Annotated in this window: 16 protein-coding genes; 3 read left to right on the top strand and 13 right to left on the bottom strand. The window is 72.8% G+C overall.

What is annotated here, in order from left to right; all coding sequences use genetic code 11:
* Positions 1 to 220: 220 nt before the first annotated feature.
* The 7 genes from INT49_RS17335 to INT49_RS17305 all read right to left on the bottom strand — a co-directional run bounded on the left by INT49_RS17335 (position 221) and on the right by INT49_RS17305 (position 10568).
* Entirely contained in the window at positions 221 to 2692 is a 2472-nt protein-coding gene (locus INT49_RS17335) for a sodium/proton-translocating pyrophosphatase (RefSeq protein ID WP_193118997.1), read from the bottom strand.
* A gap of 44 nt (positions 2693 to 2736) precedes the next feature.
* Positions 2737 to 4680, bottom strand: a complete 1944-nt coding sequence (locus tag INT49_RS17330) for a thioredoxin-like domain-containing protein (RefSeq protein ID WP_193118996.1) — start codon at positions 4678 to 4680, stop codon at positions 2737 to 2739.
* Between the two features lie 175 nt (positions 4681 to 4855).
* Positions 4856 to 5548 carry an HAD family hydrolase gene (locus INT49_RS17325; RefSeq protein WP_193118995.1) on the bottom strand — a complete coding sequence of 231 codons (693 nt, stop codon included), beginning with the start codon at positions 5546 to 5548 and terminating at the stop codon, positions 4856 to 4858.
* On the bottom strand, positions 5545 to 6249 hold the full coding sequence (locus INT49_RS17320) for an HAD family hydrolase (protein ID WP_193118994.1): 705 nt from the start codon (positions 6247 to 6249) through the stop codon (positions 5545 to 5547). Before INT49_RS17320 ends, INT49_RS17325 begins: the two co-directional genes overlap by 4 nt.
* Positions 6250 to 6313: 64 nt before the next feature.
* On the bottom strand, positions 6314 to 7609 hold the full coding sequence (locus INT49_RS17315; protein ID WP_193118993.1) for an O-acetylhomoserine aminocarboxypropyltransferase/cysteine synthase family protein: 1296 nt from the start codon (positions 7607 to 7609) through the stop codon (positions 6314 to 6316).
* Positions 7610 to 7752: 143 nt separating this feature from the next.
* The gene (locus tag INT49_RS17310) at positions 7753 to 9471 is read right to left on the bottom strand and encodes an ABC-F family ATP-binding cassette domain-containing protein (protein WP_193118992.1); all 1719 of its coding nucleotides are present in this window, start codon (positions 9469 to 9471) and stop codon (positions 7753 to 7755) included.
* 122 nt (positions 9472 to 9593) lie between these two features.
* Positions 9594 to 10568 carry an N-acetylmuramic acid 6-phosphate etherase gene (locus INT49_RS17305; RefSeq protein WP_193118991.1) on the bottom strand — a complete coding sequence of 325 codons (975 nt, stop codon included), beginning with the start codon at positions 10566 to 10568 and terminating at the stop codon, positions 9594 to 9596.
* Positions 10569 to 10890: 322 nt separating this feature from the next.
* Here INT49_RS17305 and INT49_RS17300 point away from each other — a divergent pair, with 322 nt between their 5' ends.
* The 3 genes from INT49_RS17300 (at position 10891) to INT49_RS17290 (ending at position 14444) form a co-directional block, all read left to right on the top strand.
* Entirely contained in the window at positions 10891 to 11880 is a 990-nt protein-coding gene (locus tag INT49_RS17300; RefSeq protein WP_193118990.1) for an N-acetylglucosamine kinase, read from the top strand.
* A 182-nt stretch (positions 11881 to 12062) separates the two neighbouring features.
* Complete coding sequence (locus tag INT49_RS17295) at positions 12063 to 12848, top strand: DUF1345 domain-containing protein (RefSeq protein ID WP_193118989.1); 786 nt, start codon at positions 12063 to 12065, stop codon at positions 12846 to 12848.
* Positions 12849 to 13019: 171 nt separating this feature from the next.
* Positions 13020 to 14444 (top strand): flavin-containing monooxygenase, encoded by a 1425-nt coding sequence (locus INT49_RS17290; protein WP_193118988.1) that lies wholly within the window; start codon positions 13020 to 13022, stop codon positions 14442 to 14444.
* Positions 14445 to 14519: 75 nt separating this feature from the next.
* Here INT49_RS17290 and INT49_RS17285 read toward each other — a convergent pair whose 3' ends face one another.
* The 6 genes from INT49_RS17285 to INT49_RS17260 form a co-directional block, all read right to left on the bottom strand.
* Complete coding sequence (locus INT49_RS17285) at positions 14520 to 16337, bottom strand: CopD family protein (RefSeq protein ID WP_193118987.1); 1818 nt, start codon at positions 16335 to 16337, stop codon at positions 14520 to 14522.
* On the bottom strand, positions 16334 to 16747 hold the full coding sequence (locus INT49_RS17280) for a fluoride efflux transporter FluC (RefSeq protein WP_193118986.1): 414 nt from the start codon (positions 16745 to 16747) through the stop codon (positions 16334 to 16336). Before INT49_RS17280 ends, INT49_RS17285 begins: the two co-directional genes overlap by 4 nt.
* The gene (locus INT49_RS17275) at positions 16744 to 17535 is read right to left on the bottom strand and encodes a fluoride efflux transporter FluC (RefSeq protein ID WP_319021685.1); all 792 of its coding nucleotides are present in this window, start codon (positions 17533 to 17535) and stop codon (positions 16744 to 16746) included. The genes INT49_RS17280 and INT49_RS17275 overlap by 4 nt, the downstream gene beginning before the upstream one ends.
* Before the next feature lie 100 nt (positions 17536 to 17635).
* Entirely contained in the window at positions 17636 to 19168 is a 1533-nt protein-coding gene (locus INT49_RS17270; protein ID WP_193118985.1) for a dihydrolipoamide acetyltransferase family protein, read from the bottom strand.
* Between the two features lie 31 nt (positions 19169 to 19199).
* A complete protein-coding gene (locus tag INT49_RS17265; protein WP_193118984.1) occupies positions 19200 to 20183 on the bottom strand; it encodes an alpha-ketoacid dehydrogenase subunit beta in 984 nt (327 codons plus the stop codon).
* On the bottom strand, positions 20180 to 21373 hold the full coding sequence (locus INT49_RS17260) for a thiamine pyrophosphate-dependent dehydrogenase E1 component subunit alpha (protein ID WP_193119001.1): 1194 nt from the start codon (positions 21371 to 21373) through the stop codon (positions 20180 to 20182). The genes INT49_RS17265 and INT49_RS17260 overlap by 4 nt, the downstream gene beginning before the upstream one ends.
* Positions 21374 to 21484 lie beyond the last annotated feature (111 nt).

Here is a 21484-nt window from a genome sequence, read left to right as displayed (position 1 = left end):
ACACCGCCCGAAGGACCTCCGAGGGAAAGACCCCGAGAGAGATCAAACGCTGCCTGAAACGCTACGTCGCTCGAGACCTCTACCGCCGCCTTGAGTACCCACCACTATCCACTTGACGCACCATAGGAGCGTCCCCTCTCCCGCGCGCGAGAGAGCCGGGATCGATCCGCGGGCCGGGATCGGCCAATAGGATCAGCGCTCGACGCCTCGCCCCGGAGCCTCAGTCCTCGTCGCTCACCCCACGGCGCTTGCCGCGCTTGGACCTGCCGGACGTGCGCGTCGGGACCGTGACCTGCCGGGCGGATTCGTCCTCGGATTCCCAGTCCATGGCGTCCAGGGTGTCCTCCTGGCCCTCCTCGGCGCGGGCGAACAGCGGCTTGGAGATCTCCCCTTCGCCGTCCTCGAGGTCGACCTCCGTGGCGGTCGCGGAGACTACCCAGCAGGTCAGCGCGATCACCAGGGCGACCACGGCGATCCCCCAGCGCAGGAACACGTTGGTCCCGTCCGTGGCCATGCCGACCACGGAGCTCACCACGAGCGCGGAGAGGAGCGAGGTGACCAGCACCAGCGGCAGCGCCACGGACCCGATCGTGGCTCGCAGCGTCCCGGTGAGCACGGCGCCGCCGAGCGCGCCGGAGTGGCCCCACGAGCCCGGGCCGCCGTAGCGTCCCTGACCGATGACCGTGGAGGCGTTCGCGAGGGTGGAGCCGGCGCCGAGGGTCCACAGACCGAGAGCGGCGGCGCTCAGCACCACACCCACCACGAGGCCCGGGAGGGCTGCGGGGCCCAGCCCGAACCCGGCGACGAGCGGCATCAGCACGACGACCACGAGGGCCGGCAGCACGGCGCGGCGCACCATCTCGGGCAGGTCGTCGAGCGCCGCACCGCTGCGGTTCTCGAGCATCGCGGCGCGGGTCTCGACCACGGCCTCGGCTCCGAGCCGGCGCGCGCCGTCCAGCAGGCACGAGGTCACCAGCAGCACGGTGAGCACGCCCAGTCCCACGCCGGCCAGCACGGGCAGCGAGGCGGGGCTGAGGGCATGGAGCGCCCGGTCCTCCCAGACCGTCGTCGCACGGGCGGCGGTCTGCAGCGCGTTGACCACGGGCCACAGCGCCGCGAGGGCGGTCAGGACGCCGGCGAGCAGCATCGCCGCCCGGGGGCCGGTCGCCGCTCCGGACGCGGCATCGCGGAGCCCGCGCTCGATGCCGGGGCGGTCCACCAGGCTGGGTGCCATCAGCGACCCGGCGTAGGCCACGGCCACCACGAGGGCGCCGAGGCCGGCCTGGGCCAGCAGGGCGAGGGCCAGGGTGGGGACCCCGGCGCTGAGCACGGAGATCACGCCGGCGATGACGATCACCAGGGCGAGCGCGCCCGCTGCGATCAGCGCGGTCGAGCCGAGAGCGGAGGTCACGCCGAGGGCGCCACCGGTACGGCTGGTGCGGGCGGCCCGCAGCACGGTCCCGCCCGTGCGGTGACCGGTGCGGTCCAGCAGCAGCACCGCGGCCAGAGCGGCCAGGACGCCGAGGCCCAGGGACGCGGCCACGACGGTGCTCGGGGACACGGTGTACAGGGTGAGCACGTCGAGGAAGGCGCTCGCGTCACGGGTCTCGTCCGTGGTCTCGATCCACTGGCCCATGTCCGCCACGGCCTGCTCGATCTGCGGCTCCAGCTGCGCGCGCGGGAGCGGTTCGGGGCCGGCCACGGCCGGGTCCGTGAAGTTCTCCATGCCGACCTGGGCGAAGCGCAGCTCCTTGTAGGCCGACGGGAGCCACAGCGCTGCCGCGACGACCATGCCGACGCCGCCGAGCACGGCCGGGACGAGACCGCCCAGGCGCAGCGCTCCGCGTTCGTGTCCGGCGCTGCCCAGGTGCGGGACCACGGCGACGACGCCGGCGGCGAGCATCGCGACGCCGAGCGCGAGCAGGACCACCAGGATGCCCTCGCCGGCCAGCACGGGGACTCCCAGCAGGATGCCCAGCGCTGCGGCTGCGGAGGTCAGGGCGACGAGGTCGGCGCTCAGCCCCGCCCCGCGCCGGAACATCCGGGACGCCCGCAGGTGGGGCATGCCGAGGTTGTCCTCGTCATCGGCGCCGATCTCGTGCTCGTCGGTGCCGACCAGGACGGTCGCGGCGGCGGCCGCCGTGTCCAGCGGCGCCGAGGTCACGCGGATCGCGAGCGCCGAGATCGCGGCGCCGGCGGCCAGGGCCAGGAGGGCCGAGGAGCCGGAGGCGTGCAGGAACCACACGACGAGGACGATCGGGAGGATCGCGACCGCGAGCGCGCCGGTGACGGCGAGAGCCCCCAGACGCGAGATCAGCGCGGGCCGCCGCTCCGTGTCGAGCCCGAGGGCGGAGAGCTGCACGGCCAGTCCGCGCCAGGCGGCGAAGGGACCCAGCAGCAGCCCCACCAGCATCATCGCCGAGCGCAGGATGCGGTCGTCGGTCGATCCGGGTACCAGGTACAGCAGCACCAGAGCGGGCAGACCCACCCACAGGATGAGGGAGCCGGCAGCCGTCAGCTGCCTCCCGAGGCTGCGGCCGAGGCCGTCGTCCATCTCGGGTGCGTCCTCGTCGCGGCGCAGGCGGCTGGGGACGACGGCGCCGGCGACCAGCGCGGCGACGGCGAGGACGCCGAGCACCAGGAGGGTCACGGCGATGTCGTCGCCCAGGAGGAATTCGGTGATCAGGTCCACAGGTCAGCTTCCGACGTCGGGGCTCAGCGGGGTCAGCGGTCGACTCAGGCGAGCAGGGACAGGTCCAGATGGGTCGGGGCGCCGTCGACGACACGGATCGGCACGCCCCAGTCCTGCTGGTGCATATGGCAGGCCGGGAACTCCACGGCCGGATCCGCATCGCAGGAGGCGGCGCGCGCGTTCACGTGCAGGACGCCCTCGGAGTAGGCGGGGTCCAGCTCGAGCGTGCGCTCGAGGTCGGTGCCCACTCCGCTGCCGGCGGTGAGCATGGCCGACGGGGTGGTCGAGACCGTCACCTGGGTCGACGGGCCCAGGGAGTTGTCGAGCTTGTGGCCCTCGGGAGGGGTGAACAGGACGCGCACGGTGAGGGGGCCGGGGCCGACCTCCGTGACCGGCCGCTCGGAGCGCAGCGCGCCCTTGTCCAGGACACGCTCGGCGGCCTTGGCGACCGGCACCCAGGTGACGCGATGCGCCCCCGACTCCACGACGATCAGCTGGCCGATGCCGTCGACCGGCGGGCCGACGATCGCCGCGGAGGGCTCGTCGAGATCGGTCGCGACCGTGACGACGGTGACCTCGGCGGTCACCTCGGGGTCCTGGAGGTCATGCTCCTCGATGATCCGGATCGCGCCGTTGTACGTGTCGGCCACGGCGATCCTGCCGTCGGGCAGGGCGGTGACCGCGAGGGGGTGCTGGAGCCGGGCGACGCCGTCGGGCCCGGCGGGGCCGTCGACGTGGCCGAAGTCGAACAGGCCCTGGCCCACGAGGGTGCCCACCTGCATGGTGTGGGGATCCAGGATGCGCACGGCAGAGGTCTCGGAGTCGGCCACGGCGATCCGCCCGTCGGGCAGCTCGTCCAGACCCGAGGGCTGCGCCCACCAGGAGGTGACGGCCGGGCCGTCGACCAGGCCTTCCTGGGTGGTGCCCGCGAGCACGAGGAGCGCGCCGGTGACGGGGTCGTAGGTCCACAGCTGGTGGATGCCGGCCATCGCGATCACGGCCCGGTTCAGGACGTGGGACCAGGTGAGGTCCCACGGGGTGGAGAGCGCGTAGTCGCGGGCATCGCCCTCGCCCCGGGGCAGGGGCTCGCCCTGCATCCACTGGGCTCCGCTGCCGGCCACGGTGAACACCTCGGTCGCCGTGCGGGAGCGCAGCAGGCGATCCTGGCCCACCTTCACCCCGCGCAGGAGGTGGTTGGCTGTATCGGCCACCAGCAGGTCGTAGCCGACCTCGACAGCGACCTCGTGCGGGAGGGCGAGCACGCCGTTGGGTTCGGTGAACTGGGCGGTCTCGGAGTCGCCGTCGGTGTGGCCGCGGGTGCCGGTGCCGATCACCTCGTCGACCGTCTGGCCGTCGTCCTGGAAGACCACCAGACGGTGCTGACCGGCGTCGGAGACCACGAGGCGGCCATCGGGCAGCGGCGTGAGCTTCGAGGGGAACCGGAGGGTCTGCGGGGTCCGTTCGGTGAGCACCGTGGGCGCAGGACCGCGCCGCAGGGAGCTGTCCGCCTCCCCTTCGGCCACGAGCCGCTCGATCAGCTGGTCGAGGTTCGCGGCGTGCCCCTCGCCGGAGAGGTTGCCGGCGATGCGTCCGTGCGTGTCGAGCACCATCAGGGTGGGCCAGGCGCGGGCGCCGTACTCGGTCCAGGTCTCCAGCTCCGGGTCGTCGATGACCGGGTGGGTGACCTCGTAGCGCTCGATGTTCGCGGCGAGCGCGTCCGGGTCCTTCTCGAACTCGAACTTCGGGGAGTGCACCCCGATGACGACGAGCTCATCGGCCCACTTCTCCTCGAGCGGCCGCAGCTCGTCGAGGACATGCAGGCAGTTCACGCAGCAGAACGTCCAGAAGTCCAGCAGCACGATCTTGCCGCGCAGGGATTCCAGATCGAGGTCGACGCCACCGGTGTTCAGCCAGCCGCGGCCGCGCAGAGCGGATCCATGGGCTCGGGCTGTCAGCGGCGCGGAGGGGTCGTCGTGCGGAGTGGTCATGGGGTCCAGTGAACACTGCCCCGCGGCATCGAGGCCAACTCAGGTGACATGCGTGGACATCCTCGTGCGCGAGGAGCCATGACCAGCGACGACGCGGACTCCTCGGGAACAGTTCCCGCCACGGCCCTCGCCGCCCCGCGCCCGACGGGCCTTCCGGCCCCTCTCCCCTCGGCTCTCACCAGGTGGCGATCCAGGACGCCAGCTCCGGATCGGTGAGGTCCCCCAGGACCAGATCGGCCGACGGGACGGGGTGGCCGGGCGCGGGCACGGCGATCAGGCGCAGTCCGGCGTCGCGGGCGGCCTGGGCTCCGGTCCCCGAGTCCTCGAAGGCGAGGGTGCGCACCGGATCGGCGCCGAGGGCGCGGGCCGCCGCGGCATACATGTCCGGGGCCGGCTTGGCGCGCTCGACGGTGTCCGAGGCCTCGAGCACGGTGAAATGCTCGCGCAGGCCGCCCAGGACCAGCTTCTCCTCGAGGGACTCCAGCCAGGAGTTGGAGGCGCACCCCAGCGGCACCGTCGCGCCGGTCAGGCGCACGATCTCCTCGGCGCCGGGCATCAGCCGGATCCCGGTGCCGAGCTCCCGGTCGAACTCACGGCGCAGGTCCGCATCGATGGCCTGCGGGTCCTGCCCGGCCCGCGCCGCGATCAGCGCTGCGGCGTCCTCGAGCGTGGACCCGTGCAGCGCGGCCTCGTCGGCCGCGGACAGGGTCACGCCGCGGGCGCCGACGACGGTGTCCTGGGCGCGCTGCCAGACCGTCTCGGTGTCCAGCAGCAGGCCGTCGCAGTCGAAGACGACGGCCTGCGGGGTCCAGTCGCCGAAGGCCTCCGTGAAGCGGTTCGGCGCGGAGGCTGCGCTCGTCGGGCTCATCGGGTGCTCTCCCAGCCGGCGATCCAGGTGGCCAGCACCGGGTCCGCGAGGGAGTCGAGCCGGCGCGGCGCACGCGGGTCCTGGCCGGGGATCGAGGGGACCGCGATCAGCTGCAGGCCGGCGGCGAGCGCGGCCTCGGCCCCGGTCTCGGAGTCCTCGAAGCCCAGGCACTCGGAGGGCTCGGCGCCCAGCGCCCGGGCCGCGGCGAGGTACATGTCCGGGGCGGGCTTGGGGGCGTCGACGTCCTCGATCGCGATCGAGGCGTCCACGACGTCGGCGATGCCGAGGCCGGCGAGCTTGACCTCGAGCAGATCCCGCGGAGAGTTCGAGGCGACGGCGACGGGCCGCACGGCGGCGATCGCCCGCAGCGTGTCCAGGGCGCCGGGGATGGGGGTCAGCTTCTCGCCGACGGTGCGTCGATGCTCCTCCACCAGCTCCTTCCCGACCTCCACGGGGTCCTTGCCCACAGCCTCCGCGATGGTGACCACCACGACCTCGGCGGCCCGACCGGTGATCGCGCGACGGGTCGCAGGATCCAGGGCGGCGCCGTGGCGGGCGAGGTACCGATCCTGGAGGGCCACCCACTGGCCCTCGGTGTCCACGAGGAGGCCGTCGCAGTCGAAGATCGCCGCGGCCGGGGTCCAGACCGGGGGCCATGCGGCGAGCGGTGAGGGCGGCAGGGTCGCGAGGTCGGAGTTCATGTCTCCCAGCCTATCGACGATGCCTGCATGCCCGCTCCGCGAGCCGTCGTCCCGCAGGCCGCGGTCAGCTCGCGGCGACGAGTCCCTGCTCGATGTCGGCGAGGATGTCGTCGATGTGCTCGATGCCGACGCTGAGGCGCACGAAGCCGGGCTCGATGCCGGCGGCGCGCTGCTCGTCCTCGGAGAGCTGGGAGTGCGTGGTCGAGGCGGGGTGGATGACGAGGCTGCGCACGTCGCCGATGTTGGCGACATGGGAGTGCAGGGTCAGCGCGTCCACGAAGCGTCGGCCGGCCTCGAGCCCGCCGGGCAGGACGAAGCCGAGCACGCTGCCCGCACCCTTGGGGAGGTACTTGTCGGCGGTCGCCTTGTACGGCGAGGAGTCCAGGGAGGCCCAGGTCACCGAGGCCACACGATCGTCGGCCTCGAGGGTGTCGGCGACGGTGCGGGCGTTGGAGAGGTGGCGCTCCATGCGCAGCGGCAGCGTCTCCAGGCCCTGCCCGATGAGGAAGGCGTTGAACGGGGAGACGGCGGGGCCCAGGTCGCGCAGCAGGTTGGTGCGGGCACGCGTCGCGAAGGCGGCGGGCAGGCCGGCGAAGACGAGACCGTTGTAGGACTCGTCGGGCTCGTTGAAGTGCGGGTACTTCTCGGCATGGGCGGCGAAGTCGAAGCTGTCGCCGTCCACGATCACACCGGCGATCGAGGTGCCGTGGCCGCCGAGGAACTTCGTGGCGGAGTGCACGACGACGTCGGCGCCGTGCTCGAGCGGGCGCAGCAGGAACGGGGTGGCGACCGTGTTGTCGACGACCAGCGGCACTCCGATCTCGTGGGCGACGTCGGCGATGGCGCGCAGATCCGGGATGTCCTGCTTGGGGTTCGGGATCGACTCGACGAAGAAGGCGCGGGTGGTCTCGTCGGCCGCCGCCCGCCAGGAGGCGGGGTCTGTGGGATCTTCCACCCACTGCGGGGTGATGCCCAGGCGGCTCAGGGTGTGCTTGAACAGGTTGTACGAGCCGCCGTACAGGCTCGGGGAGACCGCCACGGAGTCCCCGGCGCCGGCGAGGTTCAGGATCGACAGCGTGATGGCGCTCTGCCCGGAGGCGACCAGCAGGCCGGCGGCGCCGCCCTCGAGGGCCGCCACCCGGTCCTCGACCGCACCCTGGGTGGGGTTGTTGATGCGCGAGTAGATGGGGCCGGCCTCGGCGAGCGCGAAGCGGTCCGCGGCGGACTCGGCACTCGGGAACACGAAGCTCGTGGTCTGGTGGATCGGGAGCGCACGCGATCCGGCGTCGGAGTCCGGGGTCTGGCCGGCATGGATCGTGAGGGTCTCGAACTTCTGGGGCTGCGCGGGCGTGGCAGACATGGTGGCTCCTTCGGAAGACGGGTTCGTGCCCAGCGTGGCCGATACCCGCGGTGTCGGCGAGGAACATGAACCTGTGTGACGGCGGAGGCCTGTCCTGCCGCCTCGACCGGTCAGCCGCCCGGTGCGAGCACCTCCTCGACCGGTCAGGTGCCCAGTGCGAGCACCTCTCCCTGCCAGCGGCTGCGCAGCCAGCGGTCGTGCGAGGCGATCAGCACGGTGCCGCCCCAGTCCTCGAGGGCCTTCTCGAACCGGGTCGCGGTGACCAGCGCCAGGTGGTTGGTGGGCTCGTCGAGCACGAGCAGCTCGGGCGGGTCCAGCAGCAGCGCCGCGAGCATCACGCGGCGCAGCTGCCCGCGGGAGAGCAGGTCGAGCGGTCGCGTGAGGTCCCGTGGGTGCACGAGTCCGAACAGCTCGGGCACGGCGCCGTCCTCGGGCGGCGGCTCCTCGGTGCCGGCGGCGGCCGCCCGCAGGTGGGCGCCGACGGTGCGGCCGGGCACGGCCTCGTCGTCCTGCCCCAGATGGCCGATGCGCAGGCTGCGTGGTCGGTCCACGCTGCCCGACGTCGGGTCGAGCAGTCCCGTCACCGTGTCCAGCAGGGTGGATTTCCCCGAGCCGTTGGCACCGGTGACCAGCAGCCGATCGCCTGTCGAGAGGCTGAAAGAGGTCGGGGCGAGCCGTCCCTCGACCGCGACGCGGCTCGCGGTGAGCATCACGGAGCCGGTGCCCGCTCCCCCGCCGCGGCCGCGCCCCGGAGCATCCGGCAGGTGCGTGAGGTGCAGCTCCGCCGGGGGCTTGCGCACCTGCTCCTCCTCGAGCTGCGCGAGCCGTGCCCGGGATTCCCGCAGTCGCCGCGAGACCACGGCGGCATTGCGGTCCGCATAGAACTTCTTCGAGGCCCGTGCTTCCGTGCGGGGCGCCGCACCGGCGTGTCCGACGGTCTCGGAGTCCTTCACGGCCCGGCGGAGCACGGTGAGCTCCTCCTGCTCGGTGCGGAAGCGGTGCTCCCAGCGATCGCGGGCCTCGAAGCGCGCCAGCAGGTAGTCGCTGAACCCTCCGGTGTAGACGCTGAGGCCGCCGACCTCGGTGCGCAGCGGGGACTCGGCAGGGTCCATGTCCAGCTGGGTCGTCGTCGCGTCGTCGAGGAAGGCGCGGTCGTGGCTGGCGATCAGCACCGGTCCGGGATGGGCGGTGATCGCTGCGGTGAGGAAGGCGGCCCCGTCGTCGTCGAGATGATTGGTGGGCTCGTCGAGCAGCCAGGTGGTGGGGCGGGCGATGAGCAGATGCGCGAGTGCGAGCCGCTCCCGCTGGCCGCCGCTGATCGCGCCGAGGGCGGTCTGCTGGTCGACCCCGGCGAGGCTCAGCCCGGCCAGCACGGTCTCCGCCCGCTGGTCGGCGTTCCAGACGTCGGCCAGGGTCGCCTCGGCGAGCAGCTCGTCGAAGCGCCGGCTCGCCGCCGGGGTCGGAGCACCGCCGCCGGCGCCGAGGGCCTCCCCCGCCTCGGCGAGCTCCCGTTCGAGACGGCGCGAGCGCTCCAGCGCGTCGGCGAGGACGTCGGCCAGGGTCGCCTCGGCCCCGAAGGGCAGCTCCTGCTGGAGGACGCCGAGGGGACCGGGGGCGGAGGTCGTGCCGCCGTCGGGTGCGAGCTCGCCGGAGAGGACGCGCAGCAGGGTGGACTTGCCGCTGCCGTTCTCCCCGAGCAGGCCGGTGGGACGGCCGGCGGGCACCACGAGGCTCACGTCCGTGAGGACGCGGCGATCGGGGAACGAGAAGGAGATCCCGTCGGCCCGCAGGTGCAGGGCGGGGTCGCCGCTGCCGGTCGGGGCGGCGACGAGCGCGGAGGGGTTCAGGGGTGATGAGGGCATGGATCAGCTCCGGTTCGCAGGGGCGCGGGTGGGTCAGGGGCTGATCAGAGCTTCACGGCGACGAGTGTAGGGATCGGCGCGTGCGGAGTCCACAGAATTATCGTGGGGCGTTCGCCCCGTTCTCAGTTCTGCGCGGCGAGCGCGGCGACGGCCGAGCGGATGCCGGCGGGGTCACCGGAGCGCTGCGGGTCCCGGGGGAAGTCGGCGAGGGCTGCGGCCGCACGGTCGACGTCGGCCCCCGAGAGCAGGGCGACCAGCGCGACGCGCACGCTGCCGCCGGCGGCCTGGAGGACTGCCCCGGCTTCCTCGGCGCTGGCACCGCTGGCCTGCACGAGGATCCGCACGGTGCGGCCCACGAGCTTCTCGTTGGTGGGGCGCACATCGATCATGAGGTTCCCGAAGGTGGTGCCCAGGCGCACCATCATGGCGGTGGACAGGGCGTTCAGGGTGAGCTTCTGGGCGGTGCCGGCCTTCATCCGCGTCGACCCCGTGACCACCTCGGGGCCCACGTCCAGCAGGATCGGGATGTCCGCATCGCCTGCGAGCTCGGCCCGGGGGTTCGCGGAGATCAGCGCGGTGGGCATCCCGGCGGCGCGGGCGGCCTGCAGCGCCCCGCGCACGAAGGGGGTGCGCCCGCTCGCGGCCAGTCCGATCACGACATCGCCTGCGACGCACACCTCGTGCACCAGCGCGGCTCCGGCCTCGGCATCGTCCTCGGCACCCTCCACGGCGGCGAGGAACGCACCGGCCCCGCCGGCGAGGTGGGCCGCGACCATCGACTCGTCCGCGTTGAAGGTGGGGGCGAGCTCGACGGCGTCCAGCACCGCGAGCCGGCCCGAGGTGCCGGCGCCCAGGTAGTGCACCGTGCGGCCCGCGGCGACCGCCGCCACGCAGATCTCCACCAGCTCGGAGATCGGCCCGGCCTGCTCCTGCACCGCGGCGGCGACCGTCGCGTCCTCGCCCAGGATCACATCGACCATGCCGCGGGCATCGAGGGAGTCGAGCTCGGCGCTGGCCGGGTTGCGCTCCTCGGTGGGGGAGGACAGATCCACGAGATCGAGGGGGATGGCGGCGTCGTCGGGGCGGGGATCGGTCACGGGGGCTCCTGGGGTCGGATCGAGGTCGTCGTGGGCACCGGTCGGTGAGAGGCGGGCCGAGGAGGATCGCGCTGCAGGATCATCCGTGACCCCGGAACGACCTCGCCGCCACGGACCAGGGTAGCCAGTGATCCCCCCGGGGCCTGCCCTCCCGCGCCGAGGTGCCTCCCGGTGACTGCTCCCCGTGGTGGCTCCCGGCGCTGGTGCCCGGTGACGCCCCGCGACAGCTCCAGGTGGCGGCTCCGCGGGAGGCGCGGCCGCCTTACGATGGGGATCCGCGACGAGGGGGATCCGCGCGGAGAATCGCCGGAGGGAGACCACCATGGACGCTGAGACGACCACGTCGACGCCCGTCGTCATCGCCGGGGACATCGGGGGCACCAGCTCACGCCTGGTCCTCGCACCGCTCGTCGGAGACGCGATCGCGGAGGCGGAGGGCCCCGGCGCGAACCTGCGCTCCTCGGGAGCTGCGGCGCTGGACCATATCGCCGAGACCGTCCGCGAGGTCCTCGCATCGGGCCGACGCACGCTGGGTGAGGGCCTTGAGGTCGCGGCGGTCGCGCTGGGCATCTCCGGGGCCGGGCCGGCGCGGGCCGACGAGGTGCAGCGCGCCGTGGCCGAGCGGCTCGCGCAGCTGGGCATCGACGCCCGACGGATCCTGATCACCGACGACCTCCGCACCGCCTTCCTCACCGGGGGGGTCGGGGACGACGGCCTGCTCGTGCTCGCGGGCACGGGCGCGGTCTCCGTGCGCTTCCAGGGCCGGGAGGCGGTCGCTCGCCGCGACGGGATGGGCTGGCTGCTCGGCGACATCGGCTCCGCCGTCTGGCTGGGCCGACGCACCGTGCAGGCGGTGGCCGCCGACCTCGACAGCCGGGGACGGCGCACCCTGCTCACCGAGTCGCTCGGCGACATGCTCGACCTCGACCTCCGCGATGGGCTGCTGCCGCCCTCCCCCACCGGCGATCCCCGCCAGGACCTGATCCGCGCTCTGGACGATGTGCTGCCCTCCGGCTCCCCCGCCGCGCTGGGCCGCTTCGCACGGCTGCCCGGCGCGCTCCCCGAGGATCCTGCGGCCCGGGAGATCCTCGATACCGCCATCCGGCACGTCATGGACACCGTGCGCCACCTGGATCCCGACTGCGGCCTGCCCGTGGTGCTGGCCGGTTCCGTGCTCGCCACCGCCGGCCCGATCCACGACGAGGTGATCATCGGGCTCGAGGCCGACGGGCGCCGCTACACCACCGCGCCCACCGGCCTTCCCGGCGCCCTGCAGCTGGCGCGCGAGAAAGCCGCAGCCGTGCTGCCATGACGTCCTCCGGCGCGCCGATGAACCGCCCGCGAGCTGTGGCCCGCCCCCGCGTCCCGCGCGCGGTCGGCCTCCTGACGACGTCTCGGGTGGAACCCGCGGGGCGGGCGGAGCTCCGCCGTCGCGCCGAGGCAGCAGAGCTCCCTGGCGGGGAGCCCTCTGCCACGGAGCTGACGGCCCCGAGCTTGACCTCCCGACCATCGGCCCGTCGATCGCGGCTCGCCCGCTGGTTCCGCCGGCTGCGCAGGCCACGCCCTGTGCGCGACCGGTTCCTCTCGGAGAACCTCCGCGTCGCCGTCCCCCTGCTCCTCGCCTTCCCGGCGGGCATGCTCATCTCGCTCGTCGTCGTCCCGAGGCTGGGCGGACCCGGCCTCGGCGGCGACGACGAGAGCCTGTCCGCCCTCCTGCTGCTGCTGATCGTCGTGATCTCGCTGCACTCCCTGCTGTTCTCGGGCCTGACGTACTACGCGCTGACCGGTCAGCCGCGGGAGCGATTCGTGGGGACCGCCCGGCTGTCCCGGACGCGCAAGCAAGTGGGGCTGTACCGGTGGTCCGTCGGGCGCAGCGGGGCCAGCGGCGAGGTGCTGCAGCTCCTGCTCACCGCAGCCCTCGCCATCGGACTGCTGGTCACCCGGCCCGCAGGGGTGCCGATCCAGGTCCTGCTCGCGGTGACGGTCGCCGCCGTGATCACCGCCTGGATCGGCACCGTGATGACCTTCGCCGTCGAGTACGCCGCGGAGGACGCCCATGGCGAGGCCTTCGCGATGGCGGGCACCTCAGGACCGGATCGGACCCTTGCGGACTATGTGTACGGCGCAGTCATGATCCAGGCCTCCAGCGGCGCCTCGGATCTGGTTCCGCTGCGACCGAGTGCCCGTCGCCTCGTGCGCGACCATGTGATCCTCGCGCACGTCACCAGCACGATCATCATCACCCTGGGAGTCTCCGCGCTGCTGACCAGCTTCAGCTGAGATGCCGAGCGGGACGCGAGCGCGAGATCACGCAGGCAGGGCGTCCTGCGAAGTCCGGTCCGGTGGGAGACTGGTGACCCCTAGAATGGCCAGCGTCCGCCCGCCGCTGAGCCGGGTGTCCGGGGAACGTCCCGGGCACCGCGCGCCGCCCGACTCGGAAGGCTCTATTCGATGCCCGACCATCACGACCAGATCCCCAGCCGCGAGAAGGTGCTGATCATCGGTGCCGGTCCTGCGGGCCTTGCGGCCGCAGCGGCCCTGAAGGCGCTGGAGGTCCCCTTCGACCTGGTCGACCGTGCCAAGCACGTCGGCGGAATCTGGAACGAGGAGCGTGCGGACTCCCCGATCTGGCCCTCGATGGAGATGATCTCCTCCCGGGAGTTCACCCAGTACGAGGACATGCTGCAGCCCGTGGCCTTCCCGGAGTTCCTCAGCCCCGGGCACATGGCGAAGTACCTGCGCGCCTATGCCGCCCGCCACGAGCTGACCGCTCACTTCCGCCCCGGGATCGACGTGCGCTATGCCCGTCCGTTCGAGGACGGCGTGTGGCAGGTCGAGCTGTCCACCGGCGAGGTCCTGATCTACCGCGCGGTGGTCTCGGCGCACGGGATCGCCGAGCGGCCGCATCGCCCCGACTGGGCCGCCGACGTCCCGAAGTCCGTGCAGGTCATCCATTCCAAGGACTGGACCGGGCCCGACGGGCTCGAGGGCAAGCGGGTTCTCGTGGTCGGCTCCGGCCAATCCGCGGCGGATATCTCCGTCGACGCCGCCCGCCGCGCCCTCGAGGTGCGCTGGTCCATCCGGACCGGCCACTGGGTGGTGCCCCGCCGCATCGGCGGGGTGCCCGGAGACGTCGCCGCATCCCGTGAGCCCGCACTGCTGGGCGGCCTCAACGAGAAGATCGCCGAGGCCGTCGTGAGCCGCACCGTCGGCGCTCCGCAGGATGCCGGCCTGCCCGAGCCCGTCGCGCCCTTGCTCGAGGACTCGGTGATCATCTCCGATGATGTCCTCGCCCGCGTGCGGGAAGGGCGCATCACCCCCGCCGGCGCGGTCACCAGCGTCACCGAGGACGGCACCGTCTTCCACGACGGCCCTGCCCACCACGCCGGGCACCTGCGCTACGCCCCGAACCTGATCGTGCTCGCGACCGGCTACGAATCCGGTGCCGGCCACCTTCCCGAGGACGTCGTGCCCCGCACCGCGGGCGGTGACCTCGACCTGTTCCTGGGAGCCTTCCCCCGGGGCCGCGACGATCTTGTGGTGCTCGGTCAGCAGCGGGTCGCCGGTGGCGCCCTGCCCGTGCTGGTCGAGCAGGCCGATGTGGCCGCCTATGTGCTGGCGGCGACCCTGGAGGACAGCTCCTCGGCGTTGCGGAGGTTCCAGCAGCTGCGCGCCGGATCCGAGAGCGCCGTGCCCGTGACGGACTCCTCGGCCGGCGCCGGGGTGCTGGGTCGCCTCAGCGGCGTGTTCGGCGCGCACAAGGTGACCGCCCGCGCCACCGCCACGACGCCCGGGACCGGGGAGAAGCTGGTCCCGGCCGCGGACCGCGACACCCTCCTGGCGCGTCTGCGCTCGGTCCGGGACCTCTTCGCCTGACCTGCTCTGCAGCGCGTCAGCTCGGCTGGGCCCGGCGCCTGCTGAGGTCCCCCGGCGAGCGATTGCCGAGGTCCCTCAGCGAGTGCTCGTCGGTGCCGCGACCGGCGTCGCGGCAGGTGCGTCGGCGACCGTCCCGTGTCCGCGCAGCGCGATCGTCGCGCCGAGCCCGGTCACCACGCTCACCACGAGCACCCCGATCCCTCCACGCTGCTGATCGGCGAGTGCGTCGGGCAGCCAGGTGCGACCGGTCGCGCCGAACCAGCTCGCAGCCAGGAGCAGGTCGGTGCTGAGCAGGAGGATCCCTGCCGCGAGGCCGAGCGCGCACGGTGCCGCCGCGGCGAGCGCACGCCGGCGGGTGCCCGGCACGGTGCGCACGGCCAGCGTCATCAGCACCCCGCCGCACAGCGCCAGCATCTGCAGCGCCAGGTGGGCGGCGTGCCCGTCGAGCGCGATACGCAGGAACGGTCCCGCATAGGCGGCACCGAGGAGCGCCACCGGGGCGGCCGCCACCAGCGCCGCGAGCCACACCCGAGGGGCCAGGAGACGGCGCAGCAGCCCCGGAATCGTGACCGCGCTGCCGATGAGCACCCCGGCGACGGCCAGCAGCAGCACGTGCTGCAGCAGATGTGCCGAGACCAGCACCTTCCCGTACACGTTCAGCGGGCCGCTGGTCAGCAGCACCAGCGTGAGCCCACCGAGGACCAGTCGGATGCTCGCGGCGCGATCGCGCCGCGGGCCCCGCGGCCGCCACCACACCAGCAGCAGCACGCAGGCGAGCATCATCCCGAAGGGATCAGGGCGCCAGGCCGTGAGCACCGTCCCCAGGTCCGGGGCGCCGGGCAGCGGATATCCGGTGAGCACCCCGGCGGGACCTGCCGGCGGGGTGCCGGCGTCGGCCGGAGGCGGCGAGGAGCTCATGGCGGCGGCGATCGCGACGGCCAGCCCCATCAGCGCGAGCTCGAGCCCGGCGAGCCGCCGATAGGTGCCCGCCGCCTGTGTGCCGGCCGCGCTGGAACCGAAACCGGTCGCGACCTGTCGGCGCTGGAGCGCGCCGAACACCGCCAGGACGATCAGCAGCACCGCCTTGGCGACCCCGAGCTGCACATAGGCGCTGGTGAGGATGTCCGACGGGGAGTTCATGCGCACCACGAGGGCCCACGCGCCGCTCAGCGCGAGCGCGATCCAGCAGATCAGGGCGAGATGGGAATAGCCGCGCACCACGGCCATGTCGTCCCGCGAGGTGGCCGGCAGCAGCTGGAGGACCGCGAGGCCGCCCAGCCAGATGCCGACCGCGAGCAGGTGCACGAGCATGGTCGAGGTGGCGACCTCGTGGTCCTCTCCCCCGCCGGCGTGCCCCGTCATGGCGCTGGAGAAGGCCACCAGACCCGCGGCGACCGCGACTGTCCGCGCGGTGCCGCGCGAGGTCCCGGTGACGGCGATGGTGGTCGCGGTCGCGGCGATCGCCACGGCGGTCACGAGCCAGATGCCGAGATCGGTCGCGAGGAACACGTTGAGGTCGGAGCCGAAACGGGCGGAGCCGACACTCTGGCCCGTCGCCACCGCATAGGAGAAGGCCAGGGACATGCCCCGGGCGAGGGTGGTGGTCGCGGCGCCGATCGCGACCAGGGTCATCGCCCGGGCGCGGTCGGCCTGCTCCCGCAGCAGCCAGCCGCTCACCACCGCGCCGCCCAGCGTGAGGGCGGCCGCCAGGTCGGCGATCATCGAGGCGATCGGGCCGCCCGCGCGGGACAGCGCCCCCGCGTCGCGCAGCACGAGATTGTCCCCGCTGGCGGCATCGGCCGCGAGCACCGAGATCAGCGCCAGCACGAGCAGCGTGACCAGCACGAGCGCGATCACCGGTGCCGAGACGCGCCGTGGAACGGCAGCGGTCACGATGCGATCACCAGACCGATCCACAGCGCGGCCATCCCGATGCCGATCGTGAGCAGGAAGTACCCGACCGAGATCGCGAAGCTGTCGCGGCGGATCAGATCGACGACGTCCATGGCGGCGGTGGAGAGCGTGGACAGCCCTCCGCAGAAGCCGATGCCCACCAGCAGGAAGCCGAGCTCGGCCGCCCCGGAGACGGCGGACCCCAGACGGGCCACCGCGATCCCGAGCAGGAAGCAGGCGAGAGCATTGGCGAGCAGGGTCAGCCACGGCTTCATGCGCACGTCGCCCTGGTTCATGCGCCGGGCCGCGAGGCGCATGCCGACCTCGCGGAGCCACCAGCGCAGCGCCGACCCGGCGCCGCCGCCGATGCCCACCAGCAGAGTCCCCAGCAGGACGGTCCCCGCGCTCATGGCTCCTCCCCCGTGTCTCCCGCGTCCCGATCGCCGCGACCGCCATGATCTCGGTGGTCTGCGTGATCCGAGCGATCCGAGCGACCTGGGCGACCTGAGCGAGCTGAGCGAGCTGAGTGATCTGAGTGATCTGGGCGAGCCTCCAGCTCGTCGTACGTGTCCATGTCCTCGACGACGATCAGGTCGTCAGGATCCGTCGACTCCTCCGATCCCGCCGATCCCGCCGATCCCTCCGACGGACGCCGGGCGTCGAGAGCCAGGGCGGCACGTCGCCCTCCGAGGAGCCCGGCCACGGTCGCGAGCAGGCAGAGGACCACGGTGAGCAGGGCGTAGCCGAAGGCCTCCAGGGGGAAGTCCGCCCCGACCATCGCAGAGCCCTCGAGGACCACCGTGGACATCGTGGTGAACCCGCCGCAGAGCCCGACGCCGAGCAATGGCTGCACCCAGGGCCTCCCGGGCCTCGCCTCGAGCACGCCGGTGAGCGTGCCCAGCCCCAGGCAGCCCAGCAGGTTGACCCAGAGCGTGGCCCAGGGCAGCTCGACGAGGGTGGGGGTGCTGACGGTGGGGACGATCAGCACGACCGCGAACCGCAGCATGGCGCCCGCTGCCCCGCCCGCTGCGACCAGCAGTGCGATCTTCCAGGAGGGCAGCGGGACCTGCACGGGGCCGGAGCCGAAGGTGTCCGTGGTCTGGTCGACATCGTCGAACCGCAGCGCAGCCATCTCGACCGTGTGCATCCGCGGATCCTCGCGGCGCGGGATCGAGGGAGGGGGCGGGCTCGGAGTCACCGGATCAGGGTACCGAGGACAGCGCCGGGGCGATCACAGGATCCACAGGATCTGAGGTCCCTGCGCGGTTCCTCACGCGCCACAGCGCCGCACCGGTCGCTCAACCCCAGACCAGGCCCAGGGCGGGATCCTCCAGGACGGCAGAGATGTCGCGGAGCAGCTCGGAGCCGAGCGCGCCGTCGATCAGGCGGTGGTCGAAGCTCAGCGCCAGCTGGGCGACCTTGCGGATCTCGATCTTCCCATCGACCACCCAGGGCTTCTCCTTGATGGCGCCCACGCCGAGGATCACGGACTCGCCCGGGTTGAGGATCGGGGTGCCGGAGTCGATGCCGAACACGCCGAAGTTGGTGACCGTGATGGTCCCCTCCCGGGTGTCGGAGAGCGAGGTGCGCCCGGCCCGGGCGGTCTTCGCGAGGTCGTTGATCCCCTCGGCCAGCTCCCGCAGCGTCATCAGGTGCGCGTCCTTGAGATTCGGCACGATGAGCCCGCGCGGGGTCGCCGCGGCGATGCCCAGGTTCACGAAGTGCTTGTAGACGATCTCCTGGTCCTTCTCGTTCCAGGACGCATTGACCTCGGGGTTCCGGCGGATCGCGACCAGCAGCGCCTTCGCGATCACCACCAGCGGGCTGATCTTGACGTCGGCCCATTCCCGGGAACCTCGGAGGTCCGAGACGATCTGCACGGTGCGGGTCATGTCGATCTCGTTGAAGACCGTCACGTGCGGGGCGGTGAAGGCCGACGCCACCATCGCCTCCGCGGTCCGCTTGCGCACGGAGCGGATCGGCACCCGCGTGGTGCGGTCATCGCTCGTGACCCCGGCGAAGGACTGATCCCGCGTGGACTTCATCGCGCCTCCCAGGCCTTCGGGGACCTGCGGCGACTCCTCGGGGAAGTACTCGCCGTCCTGCGGGGCGCCACTGGTCGGGACGTCGCCTCCAATGGCCCGCTGCTGCGCGGCGAGCACGTCGTTGCGGGTCACGGTGCCGTCGGGGCCGGTCGCGAACACATCGGCGAGGGCGACGCCGAGGTCCCGGGCGAGCTTGCGCACCGGGGGCTTGGCGAGGATGCGGTCGATCGGCACCTGCGGGCCGTCGTCCTGTGCGCTGCGACGCCGACGGCGACGCTGCGGGGCCGCCTTCGCGCCATAGCCGACCAGGTTCTTGGGCTCGCCGTCGGCATCCGACGTTGCGGCTGGCGCAGCGTCCGTCGGGCTCTCCTGCGGAGCGACCTCGGCGGCGGTCTGCACGTCATCCGCGGCCGCAGGGGCAGTCGCCGCAGAGCTGTCCGCGCCGGCAGGCGGGGCTGCAGCTGCGGTGGTGGACGGGGCGCCGCCCCCGACGGAGGGCGCCGGCCCGCCCGCGGTGTCGACGCGGAGCAGCGGGGTGCCCACGGGGACCTCGTCGCCCACGGCCACCAGGATCTCGACCACGGTGCCGGCCACATGGCTCGGGAGCTCGACAGCGCTCTTCGCGGTCTCCACCTCGACCACCGCATCGTTGATGGCGATGGTGTCGCCCACGGCGACCTTGAGGTCGATGATCTCGGCCTCGGTCAGGCCCTCACCGGGATCGGTGAGGGCGATCGTCACGATCGAGGAGGAGGGAGTCGCAGTCTGGTCTGACTCGTGTGTCATGGGGCAATCCTTTCACGCAGGCGCGCGGACGTCAGTGCTCGAGCAGGCGGTCCACGCCGTCGAGCACGCGGTCGAGGTCGGGGAGGTAGGCGTGCTCCATGCGTGCCGGCGGGTACGGCAGGTGATAGCCGCCCACCCGCATCACGGGGGCCTCCAGGTGATAGAAGCACTCCTCGGAGATGCGGGCGGCGATCTCCCCGCCGAGCCCGCCGAGCACCGGTGCCTCGTGGGTGATCAGGAGGCGCCCGGTGCGCTTCACCGAGGCGGCGATCGTCGGATAGTCGATGGGTGCCAGCGAACGGGCGTCGATGACCTCCAGCTCGATGCCGTCCTCGGCGGCCGCCTCCGCGCTCTCGATCGCGAGCGGCATGCTCGGCCCCCAGGCCAGCAGCGTCGCGTCGGTCCCGGGCCGCACCACCTCCGCCTGCCACGGGGAGAGCTCGGGGCGCTGGTCGGGGTCCACGTCGCCCTTGACCCAGTAGCGCTTCTTGGGCTCGAACAGGATGACGGGGTCCTCGCACTCGATGGCCTGCCGGGTCATCCAGTAGGCGTCGTGCGCGTTCGAGGGGGCCAGGATCCGCAGGCCGGCGGTGTGCGCGAACAGCGCCTCCGGGCTCTCGGAATGATGCTCGATCGCGCCGATGCCGCCGCCGTGCGGGATTCGGATCACGATCGGCATGTGCACCGCGCCGTTGGTGCGGTTGTGCATCTTCGCGACCTGGGTGGTGATCTGGTTGAACGCCGGGAACACGAAGCCGTCGAACTGGATCTCGACCACGGGCCGGTAGCCGCGCACGGCCAGACCCACGGAGGTGCCGACGATGCCGGCCTCCGCGAGGGGCGTGTCGACCACACGCTGGGAGCCGAACTCGGAGTGCAGGCCGTCGGTGACGCGGAAGACCCCGCCGAGCACCCCGATGTCCTCGCCCATCAGCAGGACCTTGTCGTCCGCGCGCATCGCGTCGCGGAGCCCGGCGGTGATCGCCTTGGCGATCGGGAGGGTGGTGCTGCTCATGCGCGCTCCCCGTTCTGCTCGGCGGTGTCCTGCTCGGCGTTCTGGTCGCGGGACGGGGTCGCGTCGTCTGCGTTCTCGTCGCCGCCCTCGTCCTCGAACTGGGCGATGTACTCCAGGTACTGCTCGCGCTCGGCCTCGACGATCGGATGAGGCTCGGCGTAGGCATGGGTGAACATGCCGAGGGGGTCCGGGTCCTCCATGCCGTGGATGTGGTGGTGCAGCTGCATGGCGAGGTCGTGGGCCTCCTCGTCGCAGCGGGCGACGAACTCCTCGTCGATCTCCCCGAGCTGCTCGAGGTGGCGGCGCAGGCGCAGGATCGGATCCTTCGCCGCCCACTCCTCCTCCTCGGAGGAGGGACGGTAGCGGGAGGCGTCGTCGCTGGTGGTGTGCGCGGCCATGCGGTAGGTGACGGCCTCGATGAACCGTGGGCCCTCCCCGGCGCGCGCGGCGTCGAGCCCGTCCCGCACCGCGGCGAGGACCGCGAGCACGTCGTTGCCGTCCACGCGCACCGAGGGGATGCCCCAGCCGCGGGAGCGCTGCGCGAGCGGGACCCTGGTCTGTACCGAGGTGGGCACGGAGATCGCCCACTGGTTGTTCTGGGTGAAGAAGACGACGGGGGCCTGGAAGGAGGCGGCGAAGGTGAAGGACTCCGAGACCTCCCCCTCGCTCGAGGCGCCGTCGCCGAACAGCGCCAGCACCGCGGTGTCGGTCTCCTTCTTCCCGGTGCCCACGACGCCGTCGCGCTGCAGGCCCATCGCGTAGCCGACGGCGTGCGGGGCCTGGGAGCCGAGCACGATCATGTAGGGGTGGGTGCGCAGCGCGTTGGGGTCCCAGCCGCCGTGGCTGACCCCGCGGAAGGACTCCAACAGGCGCCACGGCTCGATGCCGCGGGCCCAGGCGATCCCGTGCTCGCGATAGGTCGGCACCAGATAGTCCTGCTCGCGGGAGGCGTGCCCGGCGCCGATCTGGGCGGCCTCCTGGCCCAGAGCGCTCGCCCAGAGGCCCAGCTGGCCCTGGCGCTGCAGGCTCGTCGCCTCGAGGTCCGCCGCGCGGATCATCACCATGTCGCGGTAGTAGCCGCGCAGGCGCTCCGGGGAGGCGAGGTCGTCCTCGCCGCCGTTCCCGGCGATCACAGCGTCGAGCTCGGGATGCGGGGTGCGGGTGCCGTCGGGTGACAGGAGCTGGACCATCGGCTCCTGGGCCGCGACATCAGGGATCGTAGATCGGAAAACGCTCACGACGGTAGCGTAACTTACGGAACCGTAAGGTCAAGGTTCTGCCGCGCCGCGCGTGTGGTGCGA

The organism is Brachybacterium tyrofermentans (assembly GCF_014897585.1).
GTDB classification, from domain to species: Bacteria; Actinomycetota; Actinomycetes; order Actinomycetales; family Dermabacteraceae; genus Brachybacterium; species Brachybacterium tyrofermentans.
This window is presented reverse-complemented; position numbering and strand designations above follow the sequence as displayed.